Below are 9,525 nucleotides of genomic sequence, written 5' to 3' on the forward strand. Positions count from 1 at the left end.
CTGGGAGACCGAGAGTCCCGACAGGCCGGGCAGCATGGAGGGGGCGCTGCCGGTGACGGTCACGGTGACGTCGGTGACGGTGCTGCCGCCGGTGCCGCGGGTGTTCCGCGCACAGCAGGGCCAGCTCCGGGACCAGCCGCGCGTGCCGGCCCCGCAGGAGGTCCAGCTCCAGCCGCTCCAGCAGTACGGAAAGCCGCAGCTCCGCCAGCCGCTCCCGCTGGATCCGGGCGAACGGCCCGGGCAGCCCGGCCAGCGGTACCCCGCGCCACCTGCGCAGGGCGCCTTCCAGCAGCTCGGCCCCGCTGCCCAGGTCGCCGCCCGCGACCCGGGCGCGGGCCCGCGTCACCTCGGCCTCGAACACGCTCAGGTCGACGGCGCCGTCCGGCACCCCGAGCGCGTACCCCCGCCCCTCGGTGGCGAGGCAGGGCCCGAGGATCCGGCGCAGCCGGTACACGTACGACCGGACCGTGCCCACCGCGGTGCGGGGGCTCTCCTCGCCCCAGATTCCGTCGATCAGCTCGTCCAGCTCGCTGACCGCCGGCCGCCGCACCAGGAGCATGGCCAGCAGCAGCCGCTGCTGTGGTGGCCCGAGTGCGAGCGCCTCCTCGCCGTGCCAGGCCCCCACCGGCCCCAGCAGCGAGAAGTACGGTGTGGCAGGAGCGCTCAAGGCGGCCCCCTTTCCCCAGTGAAGACGAACCCCCGAGCGGATGATCTTCACAGACGCGAGCAAACCGTACGTCGGGTTCCGGCCACCGCCCCGGTGCCCGCGGTGAGGGGCCAGGGGCCCCGCGGCCCTCAGGTCCGGGGGAGGGCGGACAACTGCTCGGCGATGGTGCCGGCGGAGGGGAAGGTCGCGCCCAGGGTTCCCACGCGCTTCCAGTGGAGGCCGCCGTCGGGGCCGATGATGAAGACGGACCGCCGCAGACCGATGAGCGGGGCGTCGATCCCGAAGGCGCGGGCGGCCGCGCGGTCGGGATCCGCGAGCAGCGGGATGCGCAGCCCGCGCTCCCGGGCGAACCCCTCGTGGCTGTCGAGGTCCTGCGGGCTGATGCCCCAGACGGTGGCCCCGCAGGCCTGGAGCTCCTCCAGGCCGTCCGAGTAGGAGCACAGCTGCTTGGTGCAGACAGGGGTGTTGTCGCCCGGGTAGAAGGCCAGGACGACGGTGTTCCCGCGCTGCTCGCCCAGCGCGTAGTCGGACCGTTCGAAGCGGTCCTCGCGCAGAACTCCTCCCGGCAGGGAGAAGTCGCTCACGATGTCTCCCACTGAGGGCGTGCGGCCCATGGTGTCGGTTCCTTCCGCAGGGGTGGCGGCGGTACGGATCCCCGGCAGGGAGCCGGCCGCCGGCCGGCCGATTTCGGTACGGGCGCCCGGCCTCGGGACCGGGGCGCCTGATGGTACGGGCCCGCCCGCCGGAGCACGTCGGCCGGTGGCCGTCCGCGGGCGCGGCCGGTGTTCCGCCCACGTGTCCGGTGCGAGGGCCCGCCCGTCCTTCGGAGCGGAGGCGGCCGCGGATCGGCCGCCCGGCGCAACGAATCGGCGCTCCGTCATCCGTACGGGGGAACCGGGCCCGCCCCGCCCAGCCGCCCCGCCCGTCGCCCCGAAGTCACGAGCGAGGGCCAGGAGGCTTTCATGTCCCGTTTCCTCAAGACCGCAGGGCTCGCGCTGGCGGCCGGCGCCGTACTCGTCGGCGGCGCGTCGGCCGCGTCGGCCGACGCGGGCGCGCAGGGTGTCGCGGCCTACTCGCCCGGCGTCGGCTCCGGAAACCTCATCCAGATCCCGATCCACATCCCGATCAACGCCTGCGGCAACTCCATCAGCGTCATCGGACTGCTGAACCCGGCCTTCGGCAACACCTGCGTCAACGCCTGACGGCTTTCCCCGGCCGCGGCCGGGAGCCCCGGGGCACACCGCCCCGACGCCCCGGCCGTGGCCCGCACCGGGATCCGGACGAGCCGCGGGCGCCGCCGCCGCCCGCCCCGCGCCCGGGAGCGCCCCGCGCCCGGGTGTGCCGCACGGCCGGGTGTGCCGCACGGCCGGGTGTGCCGCACGGCCAATCCTCTGCCCCGCCTGCCACGAATCACGGGTGAGGAAGGGTTGCGAGGCGAGCACCATGACCGACGAAGAGTTCGAACGGCTTCTGGAACTGGCCCGGGCGGAAGCCCGCCGCATCAGCTTTCCCGCCCCGGCTTCGCGCGAGGACGCACCGTACGGATTCCACACCCAGCACGCGGAATACGGCGCGCAGGCCCACTGAGGCACCGCCCTCGCGGACCGTCCACTCCTTACGAAACGCTGACGTCACCCCCGGCAGGGCCCCCGGCCCCGTCCCCGGGCCCCGCGCTGATGCGACCCTGGTATCCATGAGCCACACCCAACCGCAGCTCCGGGTCCTGGTGGTCGAAGACGACCCGACGGTCGCGGAGGTCGTCTCCGGCTACCTCGTACGGGCCGGTTACGCCGTCGACCACGCGCCCGACGGCCCCGACGCCCTGCGCCGTGCCGCCGGACGGTGGCCGGACCTGGTCCTCCTGGACCTGATGCTGCCCGGCATGGACGGCCTGGAAGTGTGCCGCCGGCTGCGGGCGACCGCCGCCGTCCCCGTGATCATGCTGACCGCGCGAGGCGACGAGGACGACCGGATCGCGGGCCTGGAGCTCGGCGCGGACGACTACGTCACCAAACCCTTCAGCCCCAGGGAACTCGTCCTGCGGGTCGAATCCGTCCTGCGCCGCAGCCACGCCGGCCGCCGGCCGGACGCCACCGCGGCGCGACCCCTCCTGCGGGCGGGCGGCGTACTGCTCGACCCCGTGAACCGGCGGGCCGAGAAGCAGGGGCACGAGCTGGCCCTCACCCTGCGCGAGTTCGACCTCCTCGCCCACTTCCTGGCCCACCCGGGCCGCGTGCACGGACGGGAGGAGCTGATGCGCGAGGTATGGGGCTGGGACTTCGGCGACCTGTCCACCGTCACCGTCCACGTCCGCAGGCTCCGCGCCAAGATCGAGGACGACCCAGCCCAGCCGCGGCTGATCCGGACCGTGTGGGGCGTCGGGTACCGCTTCGAACCCGAACCTCCGAAGGCCGCCGCATGAAGGACGTCGTGCTCATCGCCCTCTTCGCGCTCGGCGGAGCGGGCTGCGCGGGGCTCGCCGGCGCGCTCGCGCTGCGCATGGTGCGCCACCGTTCGGTCGTGGTGTCCCTCACCGTGGTCGCGGCGGTCACCGTCACCGCGATGCTGGCCGGAACCCTGGCCGTGGCCCAGGCGATGTTCCTGTCCGCGCACGACCTGTGGGTGGTCACCGTCGTCGTGGCCATGGCCGCCGTCGTCGCCCTCGCCACCGCCCTGCTGCTCGGCCGCTGGGTCGTCGCGCGCAGCCGCGAACTCGCCCTCGCCGCACGTGACTTCGGAGACGGCGGCCGGTTCGCGGCGCCACCGACCGCCGCCACCGCCGAACTCGCCGCCCTCTCCCGGGAACTGGCGGCCACCAGCGCCAAGCTCGACGCGTCCCGGAAACGGGAACAGGCCCTCGAAGCCTCCCGCCGCGAACTGGTCGCCTGGATCTCCCACGACCTGCGGACCCCACTGGCGGGACTGCGGGCCATGGCTGAGGCCCTGGAAGACGGCATGGCCGCCGATCCCGCCCGCTACCACCGGCAGATCCTCACGGAGGTCGACCGGCTCAACTCCATGGTCACCGACCTCTTCGAGCTCTCCCGCATCCATGCCGGCGCGCTGAGCCTCAACCCCAGCCGGATCTCCCTGTACGACCTCGTGGACGACGCGCTCGCGGGCGCCGATCCGCTCGCCCGGGAACACGGCGTACGGCTCGTGGGGGAACGGGTCGCCGCCATACCGGTGGAGGTCGACGGCAAGGAGATGACCCGGGTCCTCGCCAACCTCCTCGTCAACGCCATCCGGCACACCCCGGCCGACGGCACGGTCGCCGTCGCCGTCGAGGACCGGGCGGACGCGGTGGTGCTGTCGGTGACCGACGGCTGCGGCGGAATCCCGGAGGAGGACCTGACACGGGTGTTCGACACCGGCTGGCGCGGCAGCGCGGCCCGTACGCCCCCGGCCGGCGCGGGCCTGGGCCTGGCGATCGTCCGCGGAATCGTCGAAGCGCACGCGGGGCGCACCGACGTGCGCAACGTCCCGGGCGGCTGCCGCTTCGAGGTCACCCTGCCCACGGCGAACCCGGCCTGACGTCCCGTCACCGGCGGGCCACGCCTCGGGCCCCGCCGGGAAGAAAACCGATCTTCGAACGGTGGCCGGCCCCCTCACATGACCCCCCGTGCCTACCAACGAACAGATGGTCGAACGCGCCCGGACCGGATCACGGCAGGGTACGCCTTCCCCGAGAAGGCCGAGCGGACGGTCGCCGCGATCCGGCGCCGCCTCACCGCCGGCGAGTACGCGGACCTGGACGGCCCGGCGCTCCTCGCACGGCTCAAGGACGCGAACCAAGGGGTCCGGCGCGTCGAGCACCGGGAGGGGAACGTCGGGCTCATCGACCTCGGACTCATCGCCGATGCCATGGGGGGTGCCCGCGTGATCGGCGCGGCCATGCAGCTCGTCGCCCACAGCACCGCGCTCGTACGGGACCTGCGCACCTGCCTCGGCGGGTCGCCGGAGGGGGCCGCGATGTGGTGCAGCTACTTCTTCGGCGACGACCAGGTGCACCTGAACGACATCTACGACCGCCCCACGGGCGCCACCCGCCAGTACTGGACGACCGGGCACCTGCCCGCCCCGCGCTACACGGACCGCCCGGTCTACGTGCTCACCGGCTCGACCACCTTCTCCGCGGGCGAGGACGTGGCCTACACCCTGCAGGCCCACGGCCGGGCCGTCGTCATCGGCGAGACGACGCGCGGTGGCGCACAACCGACCGCGCGCGCCACGCGGTCACCGCGCAGGTCCAGGTGACGGTGCCCTCCGCCCGTACCGTCAACACCGTGACCGGCACCAACTGGGAGGGCGTCGGTGTGCTCCCCGACGTGCCCGTTCCGGCGGACCGGGCGCTGGACACGGCGCTGGAGAGGGCCCGGGGCAAGGCGTTGGACCCCGCACCGGGCCCGCCACCGGACCCTGCACCGGACCCTGCACCGGCACTCGCGGACGAGCGCCGCTGACGGTGACGGTGACGGGGACGGCGCCGGCCCGGCGAGTTGACGCCCTACGGGCGCAGACCCGCGAGGAGGACGGAGGCGACCGCCCGGTCGGCCGGGCCGGGGTTCCAGTCGGCGTTCACCGGGCTGACGGCGATCCGGCCCGCCGCCACGGCTTCGACGTCGCCGCCCCGCACGGCCGGGCGCAGGGCCAGTTTCACGGTGACCTTCCAGGTGCCGTCGCCGGAGTCGGTGAAGTCCGGCTCCAGCAGGGTCTGCGGGTCCTGGAGGGTGGTGGCCACACCGGCGGCGCGGCCCGTGCCGTCCGCCCCGATGACGGGGTGGTTCACGTTCAGGCCGACGCCCCGGGGGAGCAGCGGGCCGGAGCGGGCGCGGGAGCGCAGCCGGTCGATCAGTTTCACGGCGAAGTCGAGCGTCGGCCCCATGGCGTTGACGGTGGTGACCGGGTCGGGAGCGGCGAGGCCGCCCGTGCTCAGCGCGATGGCCGGTACGCCGGACTCCACTGCGGCGATGGCGCCGCCGACGGTTCCGGAGTGGTTGGCGAGCCCGGCGACGTTCGGGCCGAAGTTCGTACCGGAGACCACCAGATCGGGGGCCCTGCCCGCGAAGACCTCGGCGAGGCCGAAGGCGACGGAGTCGCCGGGGGTACCGTCGACGGCCCACACCTTCGGCTCGGGGTGCCTCACGGCGACCGAGGCGGCGCTCGTCACCTTGGTGCCGGTGCCGCTCTGGTTGGTGAGCGGCGCGACGATCGTGACGTCGTGGCCGGCGGCGGTCAGGCGCGCGAATGCCGTGCGGATGCCCGGCGCGTCGTAGCCGTCGTCGTTGGTGAGCAGGATGCGCAGCGGGCCGGGGGGCGGGGACTGCGGAGCGGCGGCCGCGGGTGCGGTCCCGGTCAGGGCGGGGGCGCAGAGCAGGAGGGCGGCCATGGGCAGGACTCGCTGAGGTCTCATGAAAGGCTCCTTCGGGGGAGGGCGGGGGTGCGGGGGAGGGGAGGGGAGGGGAGGGGAGGGGCGGGGCGGCTGTCGCCGGGGGTCAGCGCACGCTGCGTATCGGGAGGATGGCGAGCGCGCCGATCAGGGAGAGGGCGCCGCCCACGAGAAACAGCGGGGTGTAGCCGCCCAGGGTGGTGACGACGGCCGAGGCGACGAAGGGGGCGATGATCTGCGGGCCGGCGTTCGCGACGTTCAGGACGCCCATGTCGCGGGCGGCGTCCTCGGCCCGTGGGAGCACCAGGGTGACGAGCGCGGTGTCCACGGCCATGAAACAGCCGAAGGCGAGGCCGTTGAGCGCGCTGAAGACGAGCATGCCCGTCCAGGTGGGACTGATGACGGGCACCGCCATGACGAGCCCGGCTAGGGAGGCCGAGACGCCGACGAAGACCTTGCGGCGGTTCCAGCGGTCGGACAACAGGCCGCCCACAACGGTGGAGAGGGCCATCGCGACCATGGAGACCGGTGTGAGAACGGCCATCGCGGCGGGCGGTGTCAGCCCGGCGGGCAGGCTGATGTGGTCGCCGAGGATGTAGAGCTGGTAGCCGACGACGGAGAAGTACCCGAGGACCATCAGGGCCCGCCCGATGAACGCCCACCGGAAGTCGTGGTGGGACAACGCTGAGGCGAAGGCCGCCAGCCGGGCCCGCTTGGGCGCCGTCGCGGCGCTGTCGGGGCTGTGGGCCGCCGTTTCGGTTCCGGAACGCGGGACATCCCGGCAGAACGTGGTGAGGAGCAGCGCGGCCGCGGCGATCACCACCCCGAAGACGAGGTATCCGGTGCGCGGTTGCCCGGCGGTCTGGGAGGCGATGAGCACGCCGGTGGTGCCGCCGATCGGCAGCCCCAGCCCGACGAGCGCGGAGGCGGTCCCCCGGCGGGCGGCGGGTATCCGGTCGGGCACGATCGCGGTGACGGCGGCCTGGTAGGTGTTCATCGTCGCCTGGACCAGGCACCAGCCGATTCCCACGAGCAGCGCGGTGTTCACACTGCCGAGGAAGGCCAGGCAGGCGAGCGAGGCGAGGCCGCCGGCCACGATCCACGGATTGCGCCGGCCGCTCCGGTCCGACAGCGCGCCGGCGATCGGGTTGAAGGCCGTCGCGAAGATCGCGCTGATGCCGCCGATGAGACCGAGGAGCGCGACCTTGTCGTCCGGGGCGATCGTGGCGATCTGGGTGGGAAGCAACACGGACCCGACGCCCATGTAGACCGCCATCATCGCGGAGTTGGCTACGAGGAGGAGGGGTAGGAGCCCGCGTTGGCGGGGTGGTTGCGCGACATCGGGGGCGGGCTGGTCGGCTGTGTCGGACGTGGTCACGGCGACTCCTCGGGGAGCGGAGCGAGCGGGCTGAGCGGGCTGAGCGGGCTGAGCGGAGCGAGCGGGGTGTGTGCGGCGGAACGGGGAGGTGCCGGGGCGGGGAAGCGGCGGCGGGGGCACGGAACGCGGACGGGGCGGTGGCTCCGCGCGAGCGGCGCGGGGGGAGCGGTGTCCGTCGGAGGGGGTGGACGACGGAAGTTCACGTGATGTTGTTACACGTGTAACCAAAGCCGCTGGAGACTGTGTAGCACCCCGTTCCCGGGCTTCGCTAGGGGGTGGGAGCGGTCGGTGTGCGGATCGTGACCGGCGGCGGATTTCCGGCTCCGTCCCGCACGGCCGGTGGCTCCGGGGCACTGGCCAGGGGTGTCGTACGGGGAAGACGGTGCGCCTGGCCGCTTCTCCCGGCGGACGCCGCCATACGTTCCTTCCGCGTCGCGCAGGGCACGCGGCGGCGAAGACCTCAACGCGCTCGCGGACCGTCCCGGTGCCACGGCCACGGTGAACTCGACGGACAGCGGCGGTTCTTGTCCAGTCGTGGTCCCGTCATGCCCGACGGCCCCGCGCCGAGGTGTTCGCCACACCGCCGCTGACGGCGTCCGGTTCCTCGGCACCCGCCGCAGTGGGCAGCCCCTCCGTGCAGCACAGCGGCGTCGCGAAGAGGATCTCTGCGGCGTCAGCAGCAGTTCGGGTTACGGGTGGTGGCCGCGACGGAACGCCTGAAGCACATGCGCTCGGCCACGGGTGCGTGGCACCTGCTCCTTCTGGATACCTTCGGCGATCTGAGACGCGGCCGGTCCGTTGACTCCGAGGCGTTCTCCGAGGCGTGGCACGCTGCCAGAGATGCCGTCAACGAGGCGTTCGGCGAAGCTCTCCACGACGGCCTCCGGTTCGCGCACGCCCGCTCTGCCCGGATCCTGACAGGGCGTGGCTCGATGAACCAAGCCCTCACGCGAAACGGCCACGGACTCGACGTGACCACCCTCGGGGAGGCGCTCTCGTCCGCGACCTACACCGGGACCGAATGCGTGGAGGCCGGGTGCCCGCTGCCCGGGGACCTGGTCACACAAGCGGAGACCATGCTGGACCACCTCCATGTCGCGCGGGAATCGCTCGGCCCGCACATCGTTGGCCGGCTGGCCACGCTCGGCGTGGAGGTGGAGCGAGGCCAGGAGGGCAACACGGGGAGAGCTGAGTGCCCGCTCGGCGTGACGTGAGTGTCCGTCAAAGGACATGTGCCGCAGATCTGTTAGGCCGGTGGGCTGGGGCTGGGCCCGTCGGCCTCTGGGACGACCCTCCGCGCGCGCACCGTCCTCCGTCAGGGGGAGGCAGCCCGCCGTGGCGGACGATGTGCGGCGGCCACGGCGGGCGCGAGCATGTACGCCATGCCGACCGCCAACGCTCCTCTCTCCGCCAACGCTCCCCTCCCCGTCGTCGCACCCGCGCCCGTATGGGCGCGCCGCGCCGCCCATGCCATGGCGATCTGCGCGGTTCCGTCCGGCCTGTGGCGCATCGCCATGGCCGCCGGGGTCTATGTGGGCTACAGCGACCAGGTACTGCGCGACGTGTTCGACATCCCCGGATGGGGCATCGTGTACGTCGTCGGACTCTCCCTCCTCGCCGAGGCGGCCGCTCTGTTCCCCCTGCTGCTCGTGAGCGACCGGTGGCAGCCACTGCGCCCGCGGACCCTCTCCGCGCTCGCGTGGACCGCCTCGGCCGTCCTGGTCCTGGTGGCGCTGTGGCAACTGGTGGTCGCGTTCAGCGTCGAAAGCCAGACGTACATGACGAGCGATACGGCACTCACCGTCTGGTGGCTGGCGTTCGCCCCGCTGTTCGCGATCCCCGCCCTGATGACCGCGGTGACGTGGTCGTACGCGAAGCGGCGCCGGGCACGGTGAGCGATCCGGCGGCCCGTCCCGGCGCTCTGGCCTGGAGAAGCCCGCCGGGTTCGCAAGGGGCGGGCGGCCTCCGCACCGGTTCGGGGAGCGGCCGCGCACGGTCCGTGCCCCACATGCCGTGCGGCGGGCTCGATTTGCCGATCATCAGCTTGCCGAACCCCGCGAACCCGGTCACAAGCGGCCGGAATCAGCCAGG

The 9,525-nt window shown here is 73.5% G+C and carries 12 protein-coding genes; 8 read left to right on the forward strand and 4 right to left on the reverse strand.

The features are described from left to right. Both ABT106_RS28765 and ABT106_RS28770 read right to left on the reverse strand, forming a co-directional pair. Nucleotides 1-667 (reverse strand): AfsR/SARP family transcriptional regulator (locus ABT106_RS28765; protein WP_351283082.1); only part of this gene is annotated, 667 nt, incomplete at its 3' end. Between the two features lie 128 nt (nt 668-795). Beyond that, on the reverse strand, nt 796-1,281 hold the full coding sequence (locus tag ABT106_RS28770) for a peroxiredoxin (RefSeq protein WP_351283085.1): 486 nt from the start codon (nt 1,279-1,281) through the stop codon (nt 796-798). A 348-nt stretch (nt 1,282-1,629) separates the two neighbouring features. Here ABT106_RS28770 and ABT106_RS28775 point away from each other — a divergent pair, with 348 nt between their 5' ends. The 6 genes from ABT106_RS28775 (at nt 1,630) to ABT106_RS28800 (ending at nt 5,130) form a co-directional block, all read left to right on the forward strand. Further along, nucleotides 1,630-1,869, forward strand: coding sequence for a chaplin (locus ABT106_RS28775; RefSeq protein WP_351283087.1), 240 nt, complete (start codon nt 1,630-1,632; stop codon nt 1,867-1,869). 241 nt (nt 1,870-2,110) lie between these two features. After that, entirely contained in the window at nt 2,111-2,254 is a 144-nt protein-coding gene (locus ABT106_RS28780) for a hypothetical protein (RefSeq protein ID WP_351283090.1), read from the forward strand. Nucleotides 2,255-2,360: 106 nt separating this feature from the next. Further along, a complete protein-coding gene (locus tag ABT106_RS28785; protein WP_351283092.1) occupies nt 2,361-3,089 on the forward strand; it encodes a response regulator transcription factor in 729 nt (242 codons plus the stop codon). Continuing rightward, nucleotides 3,086-4,201, forward strand: a complete 1,116-nt coding sequence (locus ABT106_RS28790) for a sensor histidine kinase (protein ID WP_351283095.1) — start codon at nt 3,086-3,088, stop codon at nt 4,199-4,201. The genes ABT106_RS28785 and ABT106_RS28790 overlap by 4 nt, the downstream gene beginning before the upstream one ends. A gap of 78 nt (nt 4,202-4,279) precedes the next feature. Continuing rightward, nucleotides 4,280-4,924, forward strand: a complete 645-nt coding sequence (locus ABT106_RS28795) for a S41 family peptidase (RefSeq protein ID WP_351283097.1) — start codon at nt 4,280-4,282, stop codon at nt 4,922-4,924. A gap of 29 nt (nt 4,925-4,953) precedes the next feature. Then, complete coding sequence (locus tag ABT106_RS28800) at nt 4,954-5,130, forward strand: hypothetical protein (RefSeq protein ID WP_351283100.1); 177 nt, start codon at nt 4,954-4,956, stop codon at nt 5,128-5,130. A gap of 44 nt (nt 5,131-5,174) precedes the next feature. Here the strand turns inward: ABT106_RS28800 and surE are convergent, their stop codons facing one another. Both surE and ABT106_RS28810 read right to left on the reverse strand, forming a co-directional pair. Beyond that, entirely contained in the window at nt 5,175-6,080 is a 906-nt protein-coding gene (gene surE / locus ABT106_RS28805; RefSeq protein WP_351283102.1) for a 5'/3'-nucleotidase SurE, read from the reverse strand. A gap of 82 nt (nt 6,081-6,162) precedes the next feature. Next, nucleotides 6,163-7,434: an MFS transporter gene (locus ABT106_RS28810; RefSeq protein ID WP_351283104.1), complete on the reverse strand. Its 1,272-nt coding sequence runs from the start codon at nt 7,432-7,434 to the stop codon at nt 6,163-6,165. Nucleotides 7,435-8,132: 698 nt separating this feature from the next. Between ABT106_RS28810 and ABT106_RS28815 the strand changes: the two genes are divergently transcribed. Both ABT106_RS28815 and ABT106_RS28820 read left to right on the forward strand, forming a co-directional pair. Then, on the forward strand, nt 8,133-8,648 hold the full coding sequence (locus tag ABT106_RS28815) for a hypothetical protein (RefSeq protein WP_351283105.1): 516 nt from the start codon (nt 8,133-8,135) through the stop codon (nt 8,646-8,648). A gap of 159 nt (nt 8,649-8,807) precedes the next feature. Then, nucleotides 8,808-9,329: a hypothetical protein gene (locus ABT106_RS28820; protein WP_351283108.1), complete on the forward strand. Its 522-nt coding sequence runs from the start codon at nt 8,808-8,810 to the stop codon at nt 9,327-9,329. Nucleotides 9,330-9,525 lie beyond the last annotated feature (196 nt).

The sequence above is a fragment of the Streptomyces sp. NPDC002044 genome (assembly GCF_040296725.1).
Classification (GTDB): Bacteria; Actinomycetota; Actinomycetes; order Streptomycetales; family Streptomycetaceae; genus Streptomyces; species Streptomyces antarcticus.